A 22,128-nucleotide genomic window follows, 5' to 3' on the forward strand; every position below is an offset into this window, starting at 1 on the left:
CCACTCGTGACCAGCTTGTCGGATACCGGCGCTGCCACGGCGCCCACCGGTGCCCCCGGTGCAGTCGCTCGTAAGCACCACATCACGAACTGGGACGCGGAGGACGTCGAGGCCTGGGAGGCCGGCGGCAAGCACATCGCCCGCCGCAACCTGATCTGGTCCGTCGTCGCGGAGCACGTCGGCTTCTCCATCTGGTCCATCTGGTCCGTGATGGTGCTCTTCATGCCGATGGCGCAGTACGGCATCGACCCGGCCGGGAAGTTCTTCCTGGTGGCCGTGCCGACACTGGTCGGCGCCATCCTGCGAATCCCGTACACGTTCGCCACCGCGAAGTTCGGCGGCCGTAACTGGACGATCTTCAGCGCCCTCGTGCTGCTGATCCCGACCGTGCTGACGTTGTACTTCATGATGAATCCCGCCTCGTACACGACGTATCTCGTCGTGGCCGCGTTCGCGGGACTGGGCGGCGGCAACTTCGCCTCCTCGATGACCAACATCAACGCCTTCTATCCCCAGCGTGAGAAGGGGTGGGCTCTCGGACTGAATGCAGGCGGCGGCAACATCGGTGTCCCCGTCATCCAACTCATCGGGCTCCTCGTCATCGCGACGGTGGGCAACACCGCACCCGAGATCGTGTGCGCCGTCTACCTCGTCCTGATCGCGGTCGCCGCCGTGGGCGCGGCCCTGTACATGGACAACCTGGACAACCAGAAGACCAACGGCCGCTCCATGATCGACGTGCTGCGTTTCTCCGACTCGTGGTGGATCGCGTTCCTCTACATCGGTACGTTCGGGTCGTTCATCGGTTACAGCTTCGCGTTCGGGCAGATCTTGCAGATCAACTTCCTCGCCGGTCTGGCCGACGGGGGTGCTGTCACCCCGGCCATGCAGGCACAGGCCTCCCTGCACGCCGCTCAGATCGCGTTCATCGGCCCGCTCCTCGGTTCCCTGTCCCGACCGATCGGCGGCAAGTTCGCCGACCGCGTCGGCGGCGGCCGCATCACGATGTACACCTTCGTCGCGATGATCTTCTCCGCCGGCATCCTCGTCGCGACGTCGATGACGGACGACGCCACGGCGGGAGCGGCGACCGGATCGATGATGGTGTTCTACGTCGTCGGCTTCATCCTGCTGTTCGTGCTCTCGGGGCTCGGTAACGGCTCCGTCTACAAGATGATTCCGGCGATCTTCGCGTCGAAGTCGACGTTGCTGGTGGGGATGTCGGCCACCGAGCAGGCCGCGTGGTCCCGCCGGATGTCCGGTGCGCTCATCGGTATTGCCGGTGCGATCGGCGCGCTCGGTGGAGTGGGCATCAACCTGGTCCTGCGCGCGTCGTACTCGGGCGCAGAGAAGTCGGCGACGTCCGCCTTCTGGGTCTTCCTCGTCTTCTACGTCCTCTGCGCCGCGGCCACGTGGGCCGTGTACCTCCGCCGATCCGGCGCGCGTACCGCGAACGAGCAGGACGTGGTCACCGTATGACCGTCGCTGCATCCGTGCCGGAGACCCTTCGGCCACCGGCCACCCGAGCAGGAACGGCGACGCACTGCCCGTACTGCGGGCTGCAGTGCGCGATGACCGTCACCGGCACGGATGCAGCGAGCGCCGGGATCGAGGCCCGCCAGTTCCCGACCAACAAGGGTGGTCTCTGCCAGAAGGGGTGGACCGCCGCCGAGGTGCTGCGAGTGCCCGGCAGGCTCACCACACCACTGGTGCGTGTCGCCGGGGAACTCGTCCCGACGACCTGGGATGCCGCACTCGACGCGGTGGCCACGACGCTTCGACGCGTCCGGGCCGAGCACGGCGCCGACGCGGTCGGGATCTTCGGGGCGGGCGGGCTGACCAACGAGAAGTCCTACATGCTCGGCAAGTTCGCCCGTGTCGCGCTGGGCACGTCGAACATCGACTACAACGGGCGGTTCTGCATGTCGTCGGCCGCGGCCGCCGGCAACAAGTCGTTCGGAATCGACCGAGGACTGCCGTTCCCGTTGGCGGACATCGGTTCCGCGCGGGCCGTGCTGGTGCTGGGCGGCAACGTCGCGGAGACGATGCCCCCCTTCGTGCAGCATCTCCGGACCGCCGCCGACGCGGGCGGGCTCATCGTCGCCGACCCACGGCGCACCGCGACGGTGGACCGGGCGCTGTCCGCCGGCGGAGTGCACCTGCAACTGTCACCGGGCACCGACCTGGCACTCGCGCTGGGCCTGGTGCATCTGGCGGTGGTCGAGGGGTACGCCGATCGCGACTACATCGACTCACGCACCGAGGGTTTCGACGAGTTCTGGACGGCGGCGGCGCAGTGGTGGCCGGAGCGGACCGAGCGCGTCACCGGCGTTCCCGTCGCTCGCCTGCGGGAGACGGTGCGGTTGCTGGCGCAGTCACGGGACGCGGGCACGGGCGCCTACGTGCTCACCGCCCGTGGCGCCGAACAGCACGCGTCCGGAACCGACACGGTCTCGGCCGTCATCGGACTCTCTTTCGTGCTGGGACTGTGCGGACGACACGGAACCGGATACGGCTGCATCACCGGCCAGGGCAACGGACAGGGCGGACGCGAGCACGGGCAGAAGGCGGACCAGCTTCCCGGATACCGCAAGATCACCGATCCCGCAGCGCGCGAACACATCTCCGCCCTCTGGGGTATCGAGGAGTCCGCACTCCCGGGTGCGGGACTGAGCGCCTACGAACTGCTCGACGCCCTCGGCACCCCCGGTGGTCCCCGCGCGCTCATGGTGCACGGCTCGAACATCGCCGTCTCGGCCCCGCGGGCCGGTCACGTCGTCGACCGGCTCGCCTCACTCGAGATGCTCGTCGTCACCGATTTCGTGCTCTCCGAGACTGCCGCGATGGCCGACGTGGTGCTGCCGACTCTGCAGTGGGCCGAGGAGGAGGGCACCATGACCTCTCTCGAGGGCCGCATCCTGCGCCGGCGCAGGGCCGTGGACGCTCCCGAGGGCGCGCGCGGGGAGCTCGACATCCTCGCCGATCTCGCCGTTCGCCTGGGCCAGCCCGCCGACCGCTTCCCCCGCGACGCACGGACGGTGTTCGAGGAGTTGCGCCGAGCGTCCCGCGGTGGCATCGCCGACTACTCGGGCGTGACCTACGAGCGTCTCGACGCCGGGGAGGCGCTGCACTGGCCGGTACCGTCGGAGACGCACGGCGGCACACCGAGACTGTTCCTGGATCGTTTCGAGACACCCACCGGGCGGGCGCGTTTCGTCACGGTCGACCAGGTCGGGCCCGCAGAACCCACCGACGCCGACTTTCCTCTCCTCGCGACGACGGGGCGGGTGCTCACGCACTACCAGTCCGGTGCGCAGACCCGGCGCGTGCCGTCCCTGTCGGAGGCGGCAGGCCCGATGTTCGTCCAGGTCCACCCGGACACCGCCGGTCGCGCGGGGCTCGAGGACGGCGACGACGCGGACGTCGTCTCGCGCCGCGGAACGGTCGTCGCCCGCGTGCGGTGCGACGCGTCGATGCGGCTCGACACGGTGTTCCTGCCGTTCCACTTCGCCGATGCGGCGCGCGCCAACCTCGTGACCAACCCGGCACTCGATCCCACCAGCCGGATGCCCGAGTTCAAGGTCTGCGCGGTGCGCATCGCCGCGCACCTGGTCGGCGCGACGGACGGGGAGACGGCATGAGTGCACCTCATCGCGTCGTCGTGGTCGGGAACGGCCTCGCCGGTGCCCGGTTGCAGGAGGAGATCCACCGACGCGACGCGGATGCGGCCCGCGTCCAGGTGGTCGTCTACGGCGACGAGAATCACGCCGCGTACAACCGCATCCTGCTCTCCAACGTGGTCGCCGGGCACCTGACCCCGAGGGACACTCGAATCAAGCCCGAGAACTGGTGCGAGCGCAACGGTCTGGAGACGCACATCGGGGTCGCGGTCACGTCGATCGATCGCGAGCGGCGCACGATCACGCGCTCGGACGGGTCCACGGACACCTACGACACGCTCGTCCTCGCCACCGGCTCGCGGTCCTTCCTGCCGCCCGCGCCCGGCATGACCGACGCGGACGGTCACCCCGCGGACGGTGTGGTGGCGTTCCGCACTCTCGCCGACTGCGACGCCATCACCGCAGCAACGGGACCCGGTTCCCGCGTCGTCGTGATCGGCGCCGGGCTTCTCGGCATCGAAGCCGCACGCGGCGCCCTCATGCGCGGATCGGACGTCACCATCGTCCACCCCCGCGCGTATCCGATGGAGAAGCAGATGGACGCCGGTGGCGGCGCCGTGCTGACCCGAGTGTTGCGAGAGCTGGGGATGGACGTGGCGCTGGGCGCTCGGGCCGAGGCTCTGCGTACCGCGCCCGACGGCGCGCGCGAACTCGTGTTGTCCGACGGCAGCGCGTTGCCCGCCGACCTGGTCGTCGTCGCGGCCGGGATCCGTCCGAACATCGACCTCGCCGTCGCGGCCGGGCTCGACGTCGACCGCGCTGTCGTCGTCGACGACGACCTGCGCACCTCCGACCCGCACATCCGCGCGATCGGCGAGTGCGCCCAGCACCGCGGTGAGGTCTACGGCCTGGTCCAGCCCGCCTGGGAGATGGCCGGGGTGGTCGCGGACCAGCTGTGCGGCAGCGCGTCCCGCGCCGAGTACCACGGCACCGCGCAGATCACCCGCCTCAAGGCGCACGACGTCGACCTCGCCTCGATGGGCGAGATCGACGTCGACCCGAACGACACCGAGTCCGAGGTCCTCGTCATGAGCGACCCCACCCGCGGCCGGTACGCGAAGGTCGTCGTCCGCAAGGACCGCCTGGTCGGCGCGGTGATGCTCGGCAACCCGGAAGTCGTCGGAACGCTCAGCCAGTACTTCGACGGCGGATCGCTCGTCCCCGTCGACCGTATGACCCTGCTGCTCGGGCACCTCGTCGGTGGCCCCACCGAGAGCGCCAACCCGTCGACCATGCCCGACGCAGCCGTGATCTGCCGCTGCAACACCGTCACCAAGAAGCACTTGGTCAGCGCGTGGCGCGGCGGTGCCCACACCCCCGAGGCCATGGCCGAGAAGACCCGCGCCACCACCGGTTGCGGTAGCTGCGTGGGCGTCGTCGACGGCCTCTGCGACTGGCTGCACCGAGCGGATCCCGTCCCCGACAGCGGCCGGCCTCCGGCCTTCCCGGTCACAGACGGCCGGCCTCCGGCCTTCCCGGTCACCGCATGACCGACCCGAGTCACACCACCCGTTCACCGTTTCCCGAGGAGATTGTCATGACCGACCAGACCGCTCACCGCACAGTCGTGGTGGTGGGACACGGAATGGTGGGCCACCGGTTCGTCGAGGCGCTGCGCGCACGCGACACGGCCGGCGAGTGGTCCGTCACCGTCCTCTGCGAGGAGGCCCTCCCCGCCTACGACCGCGTCGGGCTCTCGTCCTACGTCGGCGCCTGGGACCACAAGGAACTCGCGTTGGCGGGCAACGACTATGTCGGGGACACCGCGGTGACCCTGCGTACCGGCGTGCGGGCCGGGTCGATCGACCGCGACGCTCGGGTGGTCACCACCTCGGACGGTGCGGTGGTGCCGTACGACGCGCTGGTCATGGCCACGGGGTCCTACCCGTTCGTCCCGCCCATCGCGGGGCACGACCTCGATCGCTGCTTCGTCTATCGCACGATCGACGACCTGGATCGCATCCGCACCTGCGCCGACGCGGCCGGCCCCGGCGCAGTGGGAGTGGTCGTCGGCGGCGGCCTGCTCGGTCTCGAGGCCGCGAACGCCCTGAAGCAGATGGGCATGACGCCGCACGTGGTGGAATTCGCGCCGCGACTGATGCCGCTGCAGGTCGACGAGGGCGGCGGTGCGGTCCTGGCGAAGCTCGTCACCGAGCTCGGTGTCACCGTCCACGCCGGTGTCGGCACCTCGGCCATCGCCGAGAACGATCACGGCATCGACGTCACTCTGGCGGACGGCAGCGTCATCGATGCCGCCCTTCTGGTGTTCTCGGCGGGTGTCCGCCCGCAGGACGCTCTCGCCCGCACCAGCGGCCTCCCGGTCGGCGAGCGTGGTGGCATACTCACCGACATCGGTTGCCGTACCGAGGATCCCGCGATCTACGCCATCGGCGAGTGTGCGGCCATCGAGGGCCGGTGCTACGGTCTCGTCGCTCCGGGGTACTCCAGCGCGGAGGTCGTCGCCGATCGGCTCGTCGGCGGTACCGCCGAGTTCCCGGGCGCGGACCTCTCGACCAAGCTCAAACTGCTCGGTGTGGACGTCGCCAGTTTCGGAGACGCGATGGGCGCCACCGAGGGCGCACTCGAGGTGGTGCTCAACGATGCCGCGAAGGGCACCTACGCCAAGCTCGTGCTGTCGGACGACGCGAGGACTCTGCTCGGCGGCATCCTGGTGGGGGACGCGTCGGCGTACGCGACGCTGCGCCCGCTCGTCGGCCGCGAACTCCCGGGCGATCCGGCTGCACTGATCTCGCCGAGCGGCGAGAAGCTCGGCGCCGGAGCGCTTCCCGACGATGCCGAGGTGTGCTCGTGCAACGGTGTGGACAAGGGGACCATCTGCTCGGCCATCGCTGCGGGCGCCTGCGACATCGCCTCGGTCAAGTCCTGCACCGACGCCGGCACCACGTGCGGTGGCTGTCTCCCCACGATCAAGCAGTTGCTCGCCGCGTCGGGCGTGGTCATGTCGAAGGCCCTGTGCGAGCACTTCTCCCAGTCGAGGCGAGAACTGTTCGAGATCGTCGCCGGCGCGGGCATCCGCACGTTCTCCGGTCTCGTCGCCGCTCACGGCCGCGGCGCCGGCTGCGACATCTGCAAGCCGGTCGTGGCCTCGATCCTGGCGTCCACGTCCTCGGAACACATCCTCGACGGTGAGCAGGCTGCACTGCAGGACACCAACGATCACTTCCTCGCCAACATCCAGAAGAACGGCACCTACTCCGTCGTGCCGCGGATGCCGGGTGGAGAGTGCACTCCCGAACAATTGATCGTCATCGGTGAGGTGGCACGCGACTTCGGTCTGTACACCAAGGTGACGGGTGGTCAGCGCATCGACATGTTCGGCGCGCGCGTGGAGCAGCTCCCCGCCATCTGGAAGCGACTGGTCGACGCCGGCATGGAGTCGGGTCAGGCCTACGGGAAGTCGTTGCGCACCGTGAAGAGTTGCGTCGGGTCCACGTGGTGCCGCTACGGCGTGCAGGACTCCGTGGGCATGGCCGTCGACCTCGAGAAGCGCTACCGGGGTCTGCGGTCCCCGCACAAGATCAAGTTCGGTGTGTCCGGCTGCGCCCGCGAATGCGCCGAGGCGCGCGGCAAGGACGTCGGCATCATCGCCACCGAGAGTGGCTGGAACCTGTACGTCGGCGGCAACGGCGGGCAGTCGCCGAAGCACGCGCAACTCCTCGCGTCGGGGTTGGACGACACCACTCTCGTCCGGTACATCGACCGGTACCTCATGTTCTACGTGCGCACGGCGGACCGCCTGCAGCGCACGGCGCCGTGGGTCGAGAGTCTCGAGGGTGGACTCGACCACCTGCGCGCCGTCGTGTGCGAGGACAGCCTGGGTATCGCCGCGGACCTCGAGGCAGCGATGGCGTCGCACGTCGAGGGGTACCGGGACGAGTGGCGGGGTGTGTTGGAGGACGAGACCAAGCTCGCGCGCTTCGTCTCGTTCGTCAACGCCCCGGAGGAGTCCGACCCCACCGTCTCGTTCGACGAGTCCGGTGCCCGCAAGGTTCCGGTCCTGATGGGGATGCCGTCCGTTCCGGTCGGGTGAGTGGCCGGGAAGGCCGGAGGCCGGCCGAGATGTGGCCCGTCATGTCGCCGTAACGGCCGAGTAACACCAGCCCCGTAGAACTGTCCCCAGGGAGGACCACCATGACTGTCATCGACTCAGCACCTCGCCATTCCACGACCGTGACCAGCGGCGACACCGACGAGTGGATCACCGCGCTCGCACTCTCGGAACTCACTCCGGGTCGGGGAGTCGCCGTGTTGCTGCCCTCCGGGGCGCAGGTGGCGTTGTTCCGCACCGGCGACGAGGAGCTGTTCGCCGTGAGCAACATCGACCCCTTCGGACGGGCCGCCGTGATGTCGCGCGGACTGGTCGGGGACCGCGGCGGCGAGCCGACCGTCGCGTCGCCGTTGCTCAAGCAGGTATTCTCGCTGGTGGACGGCCGTTGCCTCGACGACCCGGACACGACCTTGGCGGTACACGAGGTCACCGTGATCGACGGCGTCGTCGCAGTGTCCGCCCAGCCCTCGGGCGCATCGACCCAGACCTCGGGCACATCCGTCCGGCCGAGAAGTGGAACGGAGACGACATCCCCGTGATCGATCAGCCGACCTCGTCCGACGCTCCCCTCGCGGGGTTCACCGTGGGCGTCACCGCGGCTCGACGCGCCGACGAACTGGCCTCGCTGCTGGTACGGCGCGGAGCGAACGTGGTGCACGCCCCGGCGATCAGGATCATTCCGCTGTCGGACGATGCGGAGCTCGGTCGTCGTACCCGCGAGATCATCGAGTTTCCGCCGGCTGTCACCGTGGCCACCACGGGCATCGGTTTCCGTGGCTGGATGGAGGCCGCCGACGGGTGGGGCGACGCCGAGGAGCTCACTCGGGCCCTCGAGGGCACCCGCATCCTCGCCCGTGGGCCGAAGGCCAAGGGGGCCATCCGTGCAGCAGGTCTGCGCGAGGAGTGGTCACCGGAGTCCGAGTCGTCCGCGGAGGTGCTGGAACATCTGTTGGCGGAGGGCGTGGACGGCGTCCGCGTCGCGGTGCAACTGCACGGCGCCACCACCGAGTGGGAGCCCGTTCCGGACTTCTGCGAGGTGCTGCGGCAGGCCGGCGCGACGGTCATCCCGGTTCCGGTCTACCGCTGGGTGCAACCCGACGACTCGGCACCGATGGACCGCATGATCGAAGCCGTACTGTGTGGTGACCTCGATGCGGTGACCTTCACCAGTGCCCCCGCCGTGGCCTCGATGTTGATGCGCGCCAAGGAGAACGGTGTGCTGGAACCGATGCTGCAGTCGTTCCGCGATCGGGTGCTCGCCGTGTGCGTCGGGCCCGTGACCTCCGCTCCGCTCGACGTACTGGGTGTTCCCACGACGGCGCCCGCGCGGGCGCGTGTCGGAGCTCTCGTGCGCCACGTCGCCGACGAACTTCCGCGTCGAGCGGGCATCGTCCGGGCCGGCGGTCACGAGTTGCGCGTTCTCGGCGCGTGCGTCGTCGTCGACGGCACACCCAAGGCTCTGTCACCCGCGGGCATGGCCGTGCTGAAGACTCTCGCTCGCCGTCCCGGACAGGTGGTCTCCCGCGAGGACCTGCTCGCCGCTCTGCCGGGTGGGGGCGGCGACACCCATGCCGTCGAGACGGCCATGGCGCGAGTGCGGTCCGCGCTCGGCGCACCCAGAGCGATCCAGACCGTCGTCAAGCGGGGATACCGCCTCGCCGTCGACGACAGCGCGGACGACCTGATCGACGCCGTGTCGAGTGTTCCGGGCGGCGGCCTCGGCCGGACGGGGGAGGCGTCGTGAGCGATCCTCGACTCGTCCTCGTCGCACACGGCACGCGCAACCCCGCGGGCGTCGAGGTGATCGCCGCGCTGGCCGACGCCGTGGCTTCGCACGTGGGCCCGGTGCGGGTCGCCTTCGTCGACGTGCTCGGACCCACTCCGTCGGAGGTTCTGCGCGATGTCGACGGTCCCGTCGTGGTCGTGCCCGCCTTCCTGGCCTCGGGCTATCACGTGCATGCGGACGTGCCCCGCGAAATCGCCGAGAGCGGTCACGACGACGTCCACGTCACCCGCGCACTGGGCCCGGATCTCGACCTCGCGCGGGTACTGCGTGACAGGCTCGAGCAGATCGGATGGACGACCGGCGATCGCATCGTCCTCGCCGCGGCGGGCTCCTCCGACGTGCGGGCCCTCGACGACGTGCACACCGCGGCGGATCAGCTCGCCGCCGTCACCGGATCGGCGGTCACCGTCGCCTACGTCGCCACGGGCGAGCCGCGCGCGGCGGACCTGGTCCCCACTCTGAAGGCCACCGGGGAGAAGGTCTTCGTCGCCTCGTACCTGTTGGCGCCCGGCCTCTTTCACACGAGGTTGCAGTCCGCTGGAGCGGACGGTGTCACCGAACCGCTGGGGCTGCACGGGGGAGTGGTGCAGCTGCTCGTCGATCGCTACCGCGAGGGTGCCGACGTCATCTCTGCGGCAGCGGCACGATCTCGACGGGAGCGCCCGGACTCCGGCCCGCAGTGACGACGGCGATGCCGTCACGGCCCACCAGCGCCGCGAGATGTGCTGTACGCACGGAGCTCTCGCACCGCCAGGTACCCGCACCGAGGTAGGACGCGGGCAGGGCTCGAGTGACGTCACCGGCATCGACCTCGGTGGCCAGTGTTCCGGTCAGCGGTATCGGGACGGACCGTCCGGTCAAGGCCGCGGCGATGGCGGGGCCGAGCAGCATCACCGTGGTGACGGCGGCATACGGATTGCCGGGCACACCCAGGACCACACGATGATCGGGCAGCTCCGAGACGGAGGCGGAACCGCCGGGACGACAGGCGAGTCCGTCGACGACACGGTGTGCTCCGGCACGTCGAAGTGCGTCGTCCAGTCGATCCGCGGCGCCGCCGCCGGTCGCGCCGATGATGACGACGACGTCCGGCGGTGCGGAGTCCGCACCGCCGTGGATCGCCGCGTCGAAGGCATCGTCGGTGTCGGCGCAGTGCGCGACGTCGGCGAGTGCGAACCCGCACGACCGTAGGTACGTCGGCATGACCGGCCCGATGGTGTCGCGGATGCGCCCGGCCACCGGCGCGGTGTCGTCGCCGATCTCGTCGCCCGTGAGAACGAGTCGGACGGTCGGGGCGGGGCGCGTCGACGCCCGGATCACGCCGGCAGAGAGCGCGGCCGACACGACGGCGGGGGAGATGACGGTGCCCGCCGGCGCGAGTTCGCTTCCGCCGTCCCAGTCCTCGGCGACACTGCGGGCGTCGTCGCGCACGGGTGCGCCGTCCGACCGGTGGAGCAGACCGTCGTCGTCGAGAACGACGAACTCGTCGCGTACCACGCCCGCCTCCGCCGGAACCGCTGCGCCGGTGGCGATGCGCACCGCGTGGCCGGTGTCGAGGACGACGTCGTCGGTGGCGCCGGCGACCACCACGGCGTCGTCGACGTGCCAGGGTCCGTCGCCGCGCACGGCGTAGCCGTCCATCGCGGACGTGACGAAGCTCGGAAACGGGCGTGCGGCGATCAGCGGCTCCGCGAGCGTGCCGCCGAGGCTGTCGGCCAGGGACGCGGTACGAGGTGTGATCGCGGTGAGTCTGCTCCCCACGAGGACGCGCGCCACCTCGACGGAGGGGCGTCTCGACGCGGTGCGGACGGCCGCGAGTTCGGTGGGCGTGTCCACGTCGTCGATGCCGGTGAGCGCCACGGTGCCCACGACGTCCGGCAGGGCGTCGCGGATGGACGGGCCGCGCTCGGCGTCCGCCGGACAGCGTGCGAGCGCGGCGGTGACGCCTCGAACGAGGGCGTCGCGACGCCAGGCGCCCACGAGGTACTGGGTGCGACCGGTCGAGTCGGTTCCGAACACTGCTTCGACTGTCGTGTCTCGCAGCAGTTCTCGCACGAGCAGTCGGAGTGCAGGCTCGGTGATGTACGGCAGGTCGGCGGACAGGGTCAACACGACGTCGTTCTCCCGCGGACCGTCACCGTCGTCGACGGTGACGGCCAGCCCGGCCGCCAACGCACGTACCGGGCCTCCGAACGGCGGGTCCTCGCGGGTGCGGCGGACACGCCTCGGTCCCGGCGGGTCGGCAGTCACGTCGTCCGGTCCGACGAGGACGGTGACGGTGCAGAACGACGTCGCTCCCAGCACCCGATCGACGAGGGTGACTCCGTCCACGAGCGCGGCAGGCTTGGTGGTTCCCTGCATCCGTGAGCTGCGTCCGCCGGCGAGTATCAGCGCGTCCGTGCGCGCTGTGCGTCCCGACATGTGATCCACAGTAGTGGAGGCGACGCGGCAGGCTCATCGACCGGTGGTGGACACGGGCCGACTGCGCGGTGGGCCCTCGAGAGAGTGGCGACCGCCGCCCGCGACGGCGACGGCGCCGAACCCGATGCTGAGAGTGGACAGGGCCAGAAGTGTTCCGATGACGATCATGGACAGAGTCTCGACCGGCGAGAGGCCTGATGGAGCAGTCCACTGGACTCGAGTGGACTGTGGCATAGTGGCGGCATGGCATCCACTCCCGCACGGCTGCGCGACGGGTTGTCGGCGCGCGCACTCGCCGCCGCGATCGACATGACCGCCGTCGCGCGGGACAGTCGGTCCCTGTACCTCGGACTCGCGCAGGAACTGCACCGTCTCGTCGAGGAAGGCGCGGTGGCCGCCGATGCCCGCCTGCCCGCGGAGCGCGTCCTCGCGTCGGTGCTGGGGGTCAGCCGTGTGACGGTCGCGTCGGCCTATCGCGAACTCCGTGAGCACGGCATCGCGGTGTCGGTGCACGGGGCGGGCACCTTCGTCGTTCCGCGCGGGGACAGTCAGCCGTGGGGCGGCATCCTGCGCGGCACCCAACCGGGCGTGCTCGAATTCGTCAACGCCGCGCCGCCGGCCTCGGCCCTGCTGGGACCCGCTTACGACGCTGCTGCCCGCGCGCTGAGCACGACGGGCCTGCACGTCGGCTACGTGCCCACCGGTGTGGGCCGACTGCGCGAGGCGATCGCCCGGTACTACTCCGCTCGCGGGCTCCCCACCAGCGCCGACCAGATTCTCGTGACCGCGGGCGCCAGCGATGCGTTGCACGCCGTGATCGACACCTTCGTCGAACAGGGCAATCGTGTGCTGACCGAACACCCGACCTACCCGGGTGCCATCGACATGGTGCGAGCCGTGGGTGGCAAGTGTGTTCCGGTGGCCATCGATCCGGATGATCCCGACACGTTCGTGGAGAACATGGACAGGGCTGCGCGGCAACATGATCCGGTACTGGCCTACCTGATGCCCGACCACTCCAACCCGTCCGGAGCGGTGTTGCCCGAGACGTCCCGGCGTCGGCTCGCGGCCACGCTGCATCGGCACGCCGTGGTGACCGTGGTGGACGAGGCGTCGGCCGACCTCCGTCTCGACGGCGACGCCGACGTCGAGCCGTTCGGCGCACCGGTCCCGGACCGCGCCTGCATCACGGTCGGATCGTTGAGCAAGACCGTCTGGGGCGGGCTGCGGGTGGGGTGGGTGCGCGCGGACCCGGTGCACCTGGCGCGCGTGGCCACGACCTACGCGAGGCGGCAGCTCTCGGTGTCGATGATGGATCAGTACACGGCCGTGGAACTGTTCGGCGAGTACGACGCGGTGGTGACGCACCGCGCCGATCAGCTGCGGGCGGGTCGCGACGCGGCGATGGCGGCCGTGACGCGGTCGCTGCCGGGCTGGACCTTCCACCGGCCGCGCGGCGGACTGTCGCTGTGGTGCACATTGCCACCGGGTGTCCGGTCGACGGACCTGGTGGAATCGGCCCGCGGGCGCGGACTGCTGCTCGCCCCCGGGTCACGCTTCGGGACGGGATACGCCTTCGACGAGTGCCAACGCATCCCGTTCTCCCGCAGCCCCGAGGAGATCGAGGACGCGGTCGCCGTCCTCGCGGAACTGGTGGGAGCGGGAGTCGATGCCGGGCCCCGCGAGAGCGTTCCGTCGCACGCCGTCCCCGAAGCGATGGTCTGACACTCGATCAGGGCTCGTGGCGGTACCGGACCGACGCCAGAGCGATGCGGCCGTCGACGGACGACACCCCCTCCTCGGCCAGCGCCGCGAGTTGACGTGTCACGAGGTGGGGAGCCGGGCGGCCGTCGGCACGGATGACCCGGTGCCACGGCAGATCGGAGGAGTCCGTCCGCATGATCCACGCGACGATGCGTGGGCTGGGCAGTCCGACGACCCGGGCGATGTCGCCGTACGTGGTGACACTGCCCGGGGGGACTGCGGCCACGACGGCGCGCACGGCCTCGACCTGTTCGTCGGTGATGCGGCTCACGACGTCGTCACGCGTCGGATCATCTCGTCGACCAGAGCTGCCGATTCGGGACCCTTCGCCTGCGGCACCATGTGGTCGCAGTCCAGGTCGACGATCCGCACGTCCGGCGACGAGCGGACGAGTGCGTCCCGGAACTCCGGTGTGAGGTACGGCGGGTCCACCCGCGCGGCGCGCACGACGGTGACCGGAATGTCACTGGGCGGCAGCACGAACGGGCGCGCGAGCTCGCCCCACGACGCGACAACGGCGGCCGTCGACGTCCGCCATCGCACTCGCCCGTCGTCGGTGTCCACCAGGTGTTCGGCGATCTCCTCGTCGACGAGAGCCGGGTGGACGTCGGACCACGCGCCGTGGAGCTTCTCCGAGCGTGCCTCCGCGGCATCGGTGTAGTCGTCGTACAGCACCGTCGACTGCGCCGTCTCCAGCATCGAGTCCGGCGACAGGCCGATGGCGGGATCGAGCAGCACCAGTCCCGCGACGAGCGACGGGAACGACCTCGCGAGATGGATCGCGAGCGCGCCCCCGTAGGAGTGGCCGACCACGACGACGGGCCCGGCCGAGTGGGCCCGTAGAACGTCGGCCAGCCGATCGACCTGGCGCTCGATCGACCACGGCGGAGTCCACGGTGCCCTGCCGTGACCCACCAGGTCCGGAGCGACGACGCGGGCCTCGGGCAGGTGCTCGCTCCACCGATGCCAGCGCCTGCCGTGGCCGGTCATGCCGTGGATCGCCAGGACCACCGGTCCGGACGCCGGGCCGTACACGGCGACGTCGTCGGCATCCGTCGTGGGGGCGGGGGATTCGGAGGTCGTCGGCATGGGGTCTCCTGAGCGGTCGAGTGTCGACGCGGTGGCGGAACCGAGTCGGTCTCGGAGAGGGGGCTGTGTGGGAACTGGGGGTGTGTCGGACTCCCATGATGCAATGCGCCTCATGAACGACGACGGCGCGGGCACCACCGGAGACGCGGCTGTCACCCGTGGCGGTATCCGGCTGGTGCGCCGGACGCACCGTGTCGCGCAGGTGCGCACGTGGCCGCAGGAGTGTGCGCCGCTGGTCGCGCCGAGTGAGCCCGGCGACTCCCGGCCGTGGCAGGTTCTGGGTGGTCCGGGCACCGGGAAGACCGCGCTCGTCGCCGATGTGGCGGTGGCGCGGATGACGGCGCCGGGAAGCGATCCGGAGTCGGTCCTGGTGCTCACGCACTCGCGTCAGGCGGCCGTCGACATGCGCGAGCAGATCACCGCCGGGCTGTTGGGCGTGTCCTCCGAGCCCCGCGCGACACGCGAGCCACTCGTACGCACGGTGCACTCGTACGCCTTCGCCGTGCTGCGGTTGCAGGCGTCCGCCTACGGCAATCCGCCGCCGCGTCTCCTCACCAACGCGGAGCAGGACTCCGTGATCCGCGAGATGCTCCGCGGTGAGATCGCGGACGGCGCCGCCCGGTGGCCGGAGCGCGTGCGCCCGGCGCTCGGACTGGTGGGCTTCGCGTCCGAGCTCCGTGATCTCGTCCTGCGCGCCGCGGAACGCGGGCTCGGTCCGGAGGACCTGATCGCGTGGGGGCGGAAGCACTCTCGGCCCGAGTGGGTAGCTGCGGGCAAGTTCGCCGCACAGTACGAACAGGCGATGTTGCTTCGAGGATCGGTCGGCGTCGAGACTCCGGAGGCCACGTCGCCCGGACTGGACGCGGCCGAGCTCGTGGGTGCAGCGCTCACGGCGTTCGCGACGGATCCGGACCTGCTCGTCTCCGAACGTCGGCGCATCCGCCACGTGCTGGTGGACGATGCCCAGCACCTCGATCCGCAGGCGGCCCAGCTGGTGCGGCTGCTCTCCGCCGGTGCGTCGTCCACCGTCGTCGCCGGCGATCCCGATCAGGCGGTCTTCTCCTTCCGCGGCGCGGACGCGCACTTCCTCACCGATCTGGACGACGGGCACGGTGGTCGTCGTGTCGTGTTGTCCCGCAACCACCGTTCGGACTCCGGTGTCGGCTCGGTGCAGCGGGCGATCACCGCGCACCTGTCCGGTCGGGTCGCACACCGTGTCGGCACGCAGTTCCGCGACGACAGGGCGGAGGACGAACACCCGTCGGCCGAGGAGGAGACCCGCGCGGTTCCGCCGGTGCGGGTGGTCGTCGCGTCCTCGACGGCGAAGGAGGCCACCGCCATCGCCGACACGTTCCGCCGCGCGCATCTCGCCGACGGCGTGCCCTGGTCGGAGATGGCCGTCGTCGTCCGCTCCGTTCCGCGGTCGCTGCCGTCCCTGCGTCGCGCGCTGCACGCCGCGGGGGTGCCGGTGGTGTCGTCCGCCACGGCCGTGCCCCTGCATCGGCACCGTGGTGCGGCTGCACTACTGCTCGCGATGCGGGCGGTCGCCGCTGCCCGGTGCGCACCCGATCGGTCGGCGGCGGTGTTCTCCGACGACGCTGCGTTGGCACTGCTCGAAGGTCCCATCGGAGGGGCGGATCCACTCGCCGTCCGCAGACTGCGTCGCGGGCTACGGCGGGGCGATGTGGCCGAGGGCGGCGAGCGGGACTCGTCCGTGCTGCTGCGCGCCGCGATGATCGGCTCCTCGGTCGACCCGCTCGTCGCACGTCTGTCCGACGTCGAGAAGGCACCGCTCACCCGCGTCCGTGCCGTGGTCACGGCCATCGCGAAGGCGGTGGGCCCGGCCGGTCGTCGCGTCGAGGACGCACTCTGGGCCGGGTGGCGTGCCACCAGGCTCGAACGCTGGTGGGTGGCGTCGTCCGCCCGGGGTGGGCCTCTCGGCGTGCAGGCAGATCGGGATCTGGACAGCGTCGTCGCGTTGTTCGACGCCGCGGCCGCGTACGTCGACGCACTCCCGCGCGGCACCCTGGGGGGGTTCGTCGAGTACGTCACCGACCAGGAGGTTCCCGTGGGCGACGGGCGGCGTCCCGCGATCGTTCCCGACGCGGTGCGGATTCTGAGTGCCCATGCCGCGGTCGGGCGCGAGTGGGACGTCGTCGCGGTGGCGGGCGTACAGGAGGGACTGTGGCCCGCGCTGCGCCCGCGCGGATCGCTGCTCGGGGTAGAGGCCCTGGTGGATCTCGCCGCGGGTGTCTCCGACGGCGATCGCGAGTTGGACGATCGGGTCTCGCGGACCGCACCGTTGCTCGCGGAGGAACGTCGCCTGTTCCTGGTGGCGTGCAGCCGCGCACGGTCGAGCCTGCTCGTCACCGCCGTCGACTCGGTGACCGGTGGCGCGGACACCGTGCGGTCGAGGTTCGTGGACGACCTGCTCGCGTCCGATGCCGTGCGGTACTCGGACGTCGAGGAGAGTGACTCCGGTGCCGGCCCCACCGCGCCTCTCGGCCGGGTGCTCGCGTTGCCCGCTCTGGTCGCCGAGCTGCGTGCGGTCGTGTGCGACCGTCGTGTCGCGGAGAACGACCCCGACCGCCATGCGCGCGCCGCACGGCACCTGGCGCGACTGGCGAGTGAAGGGGTGCGCGGCGCCCACCCGGACGAGTGGTACGGGCTGTCCGGAACCAGTACCGAGATGCCGCTGTGGGATCCGGCGGACGGGCCGGTGTCGTTGTCGCCGTCCACGGTGGAGGTGCTCACCGCGTGCCCGCTGCGGTGGGCTCTCGAACGCAACGGGGGCACCGAAGGCGACACCGTGCACGCGGTCACCGGAACGCTGGTGCACACGCTGGTGCAGGCAGTGGCCGGTCGGGTGCCGCCGGACGAGGTGCGCAGAGAGCTGGAGAAAGCTTGGGTGGCAGTCGATCTCGGATCTGCGTGGTTCTCGCGCAAGGAGCTCGCACGTACCGCCACCATGATCGAGACGTTCCAGGAGTGGATGTCACGCTCACGCGGCGAGCTGACGGAGGCCGGTGTCGAGGTGCCGGTGGACGGGGTGTTGGAACCGCGCACGCCGGACGAGCCCGCCGTCGCGCTGCGCGGACGGATCGATCGGCTCGAACGTGACCCCGACGGACGACCCGTGGTCGTCGACGTCAAGACCGGTAAGAACGCGGCGACGGCCGCGGCGACGGCCGAGCACGCGCAGCTCGCGACGTATCAGGTGGCACTCGCCGCCGGTGCGGTCGAGGGCGAACCGGCCGGCAGTCCCGGCGGCGGGCGGTTGGTCTACGTCGCCAAGCCGCACACCAGGACCGGTGCCACCGAACGAGCGCAGGCAGCACTCACGGGGGAGACCCTCGAGCAGTGGCGCACCGTCGTCGTCGACGCGGCGCGTGCCACGCGGGGCCCGGTGTTCGAGGCTCGCGTCAACGACGGCTGTCGGCACTGCCCGATAGCGTCGTCCTGCCCGGCACAGGACAGAGGCAGGCAGGTGACCGAAGGATGAGAGACGTGGCCCGAGTGAGCCCCGCCGAGGTCGCCGTCGCTCTCGGCCAGTTCCCGCCCACCGACGAGCAGTCGGAGATCATCGCGGCTCCGCGCGGTCCGTTGCTGGTCGTCGCCGGCGCCGGCGCCGGCAAGACGGAGACCATGGCGGCGCGAGTGGTCTGGATGGTGGCCAACGGTCTGGTCCGGCCGGAGGAGGTGCTGGGCCTGACCTTCACGCGCAAGGCCGCTCAGCAGCTCACCACGCGCATTCGCCAACGACTGGCCCGATTGGCCGGGTCCGACCTGCTGCGGCGTCTCGATGCGTCCGGTGAGCTGCGGCGCACCGTCTTGTCGGGCGAGCCCGAGGTGAGCACGTACCACTCGTACGCGGGCCGACTACTCCAACGCCACGGCATGGTGCTGCCGCTCGAACCGTCCACGACCCTCGTGTCGGAGACCGAGCTGTGGCAGCTGGCCCACCGCGTGGTGGCCGCATGGGACGGCGACGTCCCACTGGACCGGGCACCGGCGTCGATCACGGAATCCGTGCTCGCCCTGTCCGGTCAGCTCGCCGAGCACCTGGTCGAACCGGGCGACCTGGGAGAGGCCCACACAGAGCTCGAGAAGCTGATCCACCATCTGCCACCGGGCCCGAAGCAGAAGAGCGGCGGTCCCACCAAGGACCTGCTGGGCATACTGCAGGTGCAGGAACACCGGCTCGATCTGCTGCCCCTGGTGGCGCGGCTCCACGAGGTCATGACCCGTGACGGACTGCTCGACTTCGGGCGGCAGATGTCCCTGGCCGCCCGTGTCGCGGCGGACCACCCGGACGTGGGCCGCGACGAGCGCACGCGGTGCCGGCTGGTGCTGCTGGACGAGTACCAGGACACCGGTCACGCGCAGCGCGTCCTGCTGTCCTCGCTGTTCGGGGGTGGCCGTGACTCCACTCTGACGGTGACGGCCGTCGGCGACCCGATGCAGTCGATCTACGGCTGGCGCGGTGCGTCCGCCGCGAACCTTCCCCGGTTCGCTACCGACTTCCCACGCTCGGCGCGCTACCCGGCCCCGGTGCGTCAGTTGTCGACCAGCTGGCGCAACCCGCCCGAGGCGCTCGCGCTGGCCAATGCGGTGGCTGCCCCGTTGCGCATGCGCGGTGTCGCGGTGGACGAGTTGCGCGCGCGTCCCGGTGCGGTGCCCGGCGATGTCCGGCTCGCGCTGACCACCACGGTGGACGACGAGCGCCGGTGGATCGCCGAGGCGATCGCGCGGGAGTACCGCACGGCGCGGGAGGACGGGCGCACTCCGCCCACCGCGGCGGTCCTGGTGCGGCGCAACGCCGATGCGGGGCCGATGGCCGAGGTTCTGCGCGGCGCAGGCCTGCCCGTCGAGGTCGTCGGACTCGGTGGGCTGCTCCGGACGCCCGAGGTCGCCGACCTCGTGGCGATGCTGCGGCTGGTGAGCGACCCGCTGGCCGGCAGCGCCGCCATGCGCGTTCTCACCGGCTCGCGCTGGCAACTGGGTGCCGCCGATCTGCGTGCCCTGTGGAGGCGAGCGCGGGAGATCGCGGCGCACACCGGCCGCGGGCGGACGGGCACGGTCACCGACGCCGAGGAGTTGGGGCGCGCGCTCGAGGACGGCATGCCCGGGGAGCGATCGGAACAGTCCGGGCTGGTGGACGCCCTGGCGGATCCGGGCGACCCGTCGCGCTACTCCGAGGCGGGACATCGGCGCATCCTCGCCCTCGGCGGGGAACTGCAGTCACTGCGCCACCGGCTCGGTCAGCCACTTCCCGATCTGGTCGCCGACGTCGAGCGAGTGCTCGGGATCGACGTGGAGGCGGGGGCGCGTCGTCCGTCGGGGGACGCGGGCGGGCGCGAGCATCTCGACGCCTTCGCCGAGGTGGTCGCGGAGTACGGCGATCAGCAGACGGCGACTCTCACCGGGCTGCTGTCCTTCCTGTCCGCCGCCGAGTCCGTCGAGGACGGCCTCGCGCCCGGCGAGGTCGACGTCGACCCGCACCGGGTGCAGGTGCTCACCGTGCACTCCGCGAAGGGTCTGGAGTGGGAGGTCGTGGCGGTACCGCACGTCTGCGAGAGCGTGTTCCCGTCCACCAGGTCGTCCGCGTCCTGGTTGGGCTCGGTGGCCGAGCTACCGCCGTCCCTGCGCGGTGACAGGGCGATTCCGGGTGACGACGCCGGGGGCGTCCCCGTTCTCGATCTCGAGGGCGCGACGCACCGCGGCGACATCGCCGACGCCGTCACCGAACACAAGGCTGCGCTCGCACGTCGCCGACTCGACGAGGACCGACGGTTGTTCTACGTCGCCCTCACGCGCACCGAGCGGGTGTTGCTGGTCTCGGCGCACCACTGGGCTCCCGGCGCCTCGTCGCCGAAGGGTCCCTCGTCGTTCCTCGCCGAACTGCACGGCCTCGTCGAGACCACCTCGGCGATCGGCGGCGCGGAGATCGGGACCGTGCAGCACTGGGAACCCACTCCGCCGGACGGAGCCGACAACCCCTACGCGACAGTCGAACTGACGGCACTCTGGCCGGCCGATCCGCTGGGTGCCCGCCGTGAGGACGTGATCATGGGGTCTGCAGCCGTGCGTGCCGCACTCGTCGAGTCGGCATCGGTCGAGGAATCGTCGTCCGAGAATTGGGACGACGACGATCCCGACGGGTGGGCGCGTGACGTCGAACTGCTTCTCGCCGAACGTGATGCGGTGTGGCGGCCGGAAACCGACGTCGTCGTGCCCGACACCATGTCGGTGAGCCAGGTGGTCCACCTGGTCGCGGATCCGGACGCCCTGGCATCGACGCTGCGGCGACCGGTCCCGTTCGCGCCCAACCCCTTGGCGCGTCGCGGCACCGCGTTCCACGCCTGGGTCGAACGACGCTTCGGGGCGACCCGCCTGCTCGACCTGGACGAGCTGCCCGGCGCGGCGGACGGCGCCTCGGCCGCCGACACGGACCTCGAGGAGCTGCAGCGTGCGTTCGACGCGTCACCGTGGGCGTTGCGCAGTCCCGTCGAGGTGGAGGTCCCGTTCGAGACGTCGGTCGGTGGAGTCGTGTTGCGGGGACGGATGGACGCCGTGTTCGCGGACTCCGACGGTGGCTGGACGGTGGTGGACTGGAAGACCGGCGCGCAGCCGACACCGGCCGAGGAACGTGCTGTGGCGATCCAGCTCGCCGCCTACCGGCTCGCCTGGGCGGAGCTGATGTCGGCGACCCGCTCCGAGCCGGTGCCCCTCACCACGGTGCGGGCGGCCTTCCACTACGTGCGATCGGGAATCACCGTCTCTCCGACGGATCTCCCGGACGCGGAACGGTTGGCGGAGATCATCTCCACGGCGGGCGCGGACCCGGCGACGTGATCAGCGCGCGTCGCGGTGCACCTTCCAGGACTGCGTGATCAGCGGGATCTGCAGCGGCAGTCGAGCCACGACCCCCACCTTCATCGCGGTCGAGGTCTTCTCGCTCTGCAACCACGACGCGGCCATCTGCAGGTTGGCCGGGAACACGGCCACGAAGAAGGCGGCGGCCGCGGCGCCGGCCAGGCGACGAGTGCGGGGAACGATCAGTCCGGCCGCCAGTCCGAGCTCCGCCACTCCCGACACGTACGTGTACGTCCGCGGTGATCCGGGGAGCACGTGCGGCACCTGGGAATCGAACGGCGCCGGTGTGACGAAGTGCAGGACACCGGCTCCGCCGAGGAGGACCGCGAGTCGCTGCGCCGCCCTGTCCGCCGCCCGTCGGCGCGACGGGAATCGAACGGAATCGAGCAGCGGCAAGGTACGGAGCGTCATGGTCGCAGCCTGCACCATCGTCTGCTCGTTGC

At 70.9% G+C, this 22,128-nt stretch carries 15 protein-coding genes; 10 read left to right on the forward strand and 5 right to left on the reverse strand.

Features of this window, described 5'->3' with window-relative positions:
- The first annotated feature begins 6 nt into the window (after positions 1-6).
- The 7 genes from HQ314_RS14610 (at position 7) to HQ314_RS14640 (ending at position 10,218) form a co-directional block, all read left to right on the forward strand.
- Positions 7-1,479: a nitrate/nitrite transporter gene (locus HQ314_RS14610; RefSeq protein ID WP_373425225.1), complete on the forward strand. Its 1,473-nt coding sequence runs from the start codon at positions 7-9 to the stop codon at positions 1,477-1,479.
- Positions 1,476-3,641 (forward strand): molybdopterin oxidoreductase family protein, encoded by a 2,166-nt coding sequence (locus HQ314_RS14615; RefSeq protein ID WP_222650432.1) that lies wholly within the window; start codon positions 1,476-1,478, stop codon positions 3,639-3,641. Before HQ314_RS14610 ends, HQ314_RS14615 begins: the two co-directional genes overlap by 4 nt.
- Complete coding sequence (locus HQ314_RS14620; RefSeq protein ID WP_222650434.1) at positions 3,638-5,170, forward strand: FAD-dependent oxidoreductase; 1,533 nt, start codon at positions 3,638-3,640, stop codon at positions 5,168-5,170. The genes HQ314_RS14615 and HQ314_RS14620 overlap by 4 nt, the downstream gene beginning before the upstream one ends.
- Before the next feature lie 47 nt (positions 5,171-5,217).
- Positions 5,218-7,731 carry a nitrite reductase large subunit NirB gene (gene nirB, locus HQ314_RS14625; RefSeq protein WP_222650435.1) on the forward strand — a complete coding sequence of 838 codons (2,514 nt, stop codon included), beginning with the start codon at positions 5,218-5,220 and terminating at the stop codon, positions 7,729-7,731.
- Between the two features lie 101 nt (positions 7,732-7,832).
- Positions 7,833-8,288 carry a nitrite reductase small subunit NirD gene (gene nirD, locus HQ314_RS14630; RefSeq protein ID WP_051613601.1) on the forward strand — a complete coding sequence of 152 codons (456 nt, stop codon included), beginning with the start codon at positions 7,833-7,835 and terminating at the stop codon, positions 8,286-8,288.
- Entirely contained in the window at positions 8,288-9,493 is a 1,206-nt protein-coding gene (locus tag HQ314_RS14635) for a uroporphyrinogen-III synthase (protein WP_222628501.1), read from the forward strand. Before nirD ends, HQ314_RS14635 begins: the two co-directional genes overlap by 1 nt.
- Complete coding sequence (locus HQ314_RS14640; protein WP_081821423.1) at positions 9,490-10,218, forward strand: sirohydrochlorin chelatase; 729 nt, start codon at positions 9,490-9,492, stop codon at positions 10,216-10,218. Before HQ314_RS14635 ends, HQ314_RS14640 begins: the two co-directional genes overlap by 4 nt.
- On the opposite strand, the gene HQ314_RS14645 is transcribed toward HQ314_RS14640, so the two are convergent.
- Together HQ314_RS14645 and HQ314_RS21425 are read right to left on the reverse strand one after the other, a co-directional pair.
- The gene (locus HQ314_RS14645; RefSeq protein WP_156380533.1) at positions 10,160-11,956 is read right to left on the reverse strand and encodes an NTP transferase domain-containing protein; all 1,797 of its coding nucleotides are present in this window, start codon (positions 11,954-11,956) and stop codon (positions 10,160-10,162) included. The two genes, HQ314_RS14640 and HQ314_RS14645, sit on opposite strands and share 59 nt — an antisense overlap.
- Before the next feature lie 33 nt (positions 11,957-11,989).
- Positions 11,990-12,124 carry a hypothetical protein gene (locus HQ314_RS21425; RefSeq protein ID WP_261769634.1) on the reverse strand — a complete coding sequence of 45 codons (135 nt, stop codon included), beginning with the start codon at positions 12,122-12,124 and terminating at the stop codon, positions 11,990-11,992.
- Between the two features lie 75 nt (positions 12,125-12,199).
- Between HQ314_RS21425 and HQ314_RS14650 the strand changes: the two genes are divergently transcribed.
- Complete coding sequence (locus HQ314_RS14650) at positions 12,200-13,681, forward strand: PLP-dependent aminotransferase family protein (RefSeq protein WP_056447838.1); 1,482 nt, start codon at positions 12,200-12,202, stop codon at positions 13,679-13,681.
- A gap of 7 nt (positions 13,682-13,688) precedes the next feature.
- Here the strand turns inward: HQ314_RS14650 and HQ314_RS14655 are convergent, their stop codons facing one another.
- Together HQ314_RS14655 and HQ314_RS14660 are read right to left on the reverse strand one after the other, a co-directional pair.
- Complete coding sequence (locus tag HQ314_RS14655; RefSeq protein ID WP_027506835.1) at positions 13,689-13,991, reverse strand: MGMT family protein; 303 nt, start codon at positions 13,989-13,991, stop codon at positions 13,689-13,691.
- Positions 13,988-14,809, reverse strand: coding sequence for an alpha/beta fold hydrolase (locus tag HQ314_RS14660; protein WP_222627086.1), 822 nt, complete (start codon positions 14,807-14,809; stop codon positions 13,988-13,990). The genes HQ314_RS14655 and HQ314_RS14660 overlap by 4 nt, the downstream gene beginning before the upstream one ends.
- Before the next feature lie 112 nt (positions 14,810-14,921).
- Here HQ314_RS14660 and HQ314_RS14665 point away from each other — a divergent pair, with 112 nt between their 5' ends.
- Positions 14,922-18,311, forward strand: coding sequence for an ATP-dependent DNA helicase (locus tag HQ314_RS14665; RefSeq protein WP_261781657.1), 3,390 nt, complete (start codon positions 14,922-14,924; stop codon positions 18,309-18,311).
- Complete coding sequence (locus tag HQ314_RS14670) at positions 18,308-21,664, forward strand: ATP-dependent DNA helicase (protein WP_222650438.1); 3,357 nt, start codon at positions 18,308-18,310, stop codon at positions 21,662-21,664. Before HQ314_RS14665 ends, HQ314_RS14670 begins: the two co-directional genes overlap by 4 nt.
- Here HQ314_RS14670 and HQ314_RS14675 read toward each other — a convergent pair whose 3' ends face one another.
- Positions 21,665-22,096: a hypothetical protein gene (locus HQ314_RS14675; RefSeq protein WP_222650439.1), complete on the reverse strand. Its 432-nt coding sequence runs from the start codon at positions 22,094-22,096 to the stop codon at positions 21,665-21,667.
- Between the last annotated feature and the right edge of the window lie 32 nt (positions 22,097-22,128).

The sequence above is a fragment of the Rhodococcus sp. BP-332 genome (assembly GCF_019836065.1).
Classification (GTDB): domain Bacteria; phylum Actinomycetota; class Actinomycetes; order Mycobacteriales; family Mycobacteriaceae; genus Rhodococcoides.

Coding starts and splice junctions, on each gene's coding strand:
- HQ314_RS14620 (WP_222650434.1), top strand. CDS start 3,638: ATGAGTGCACCTCATCGCGTCGTCGTGGTCGGGAACGGCCTCGCCGGT.
- nirD (WP_051613601.1), top strand. CDS start 7,833: ATGACTGTCATCGACTCAGCACCTCGCCATTCCACGACCGTGACCAGC.
- HQ314_RS21425 (WP_261769634.1), bottom strand. CDS start 12,124: ATGATCGTCATCGGAACACTTCTGGCCCTGTCCACTCTCAGCATCGGG.
- HQ314_RS14665 (WP_261781657.1), top strand. CDS start 14,922: ATGAACGACGACGGCGCGGGCACCACCGGAGACGCGGCTGTCACCCGT.
- HQ314_RS14615 (WP_222650432.1), top strand. CDS start 1,476: ATGACCGTCGCTGCATCCGTGCCGGAGACCCTTCGGCCACCGGCCACC.
- HQ314_RS14645 (WP_156380533.1), bottom strand. CDS start 11,956: ATGTCGGGACGCACAGCGCGCACGGACGCGCTGATACTCGCCGGCGGA.
- HQ314_RS14670 (WP_222650438.1), top strand. CDS start 18,308: ATGAGAGACGTGGCCCGAGTGAGCCCCGCCGAGGTCGCCGTCGCTCTC.
- HQ314_RS14675 (WP_222650439.1), bottom strand. CDS start 22,096: ATGACGCTCCGTACCTTGCCGCTGCTCGATTCCGTTCGATTCCCGTCG.
- nirB (WP_222650435.1), top strand. CDS start 5,218: ATGACCGACCAGACCGCTCACCGCACAGTCGTGGTGGTGGGACACGGA.
- HQ314_RS14660 (WP_222627086.1), bottom strand. CDS start 14,809: ATGCCGACGACCTCCGAATCCCCCGCCCCCACGACGGATGCCGACGAC.
- HQ314_RS14650 (WP_056447838.1), top strand. CDS start 12,200: ATGGCATCCACTCCCGCACGGCTGCGCGACGGGTTGTCGGCGCGCGCA.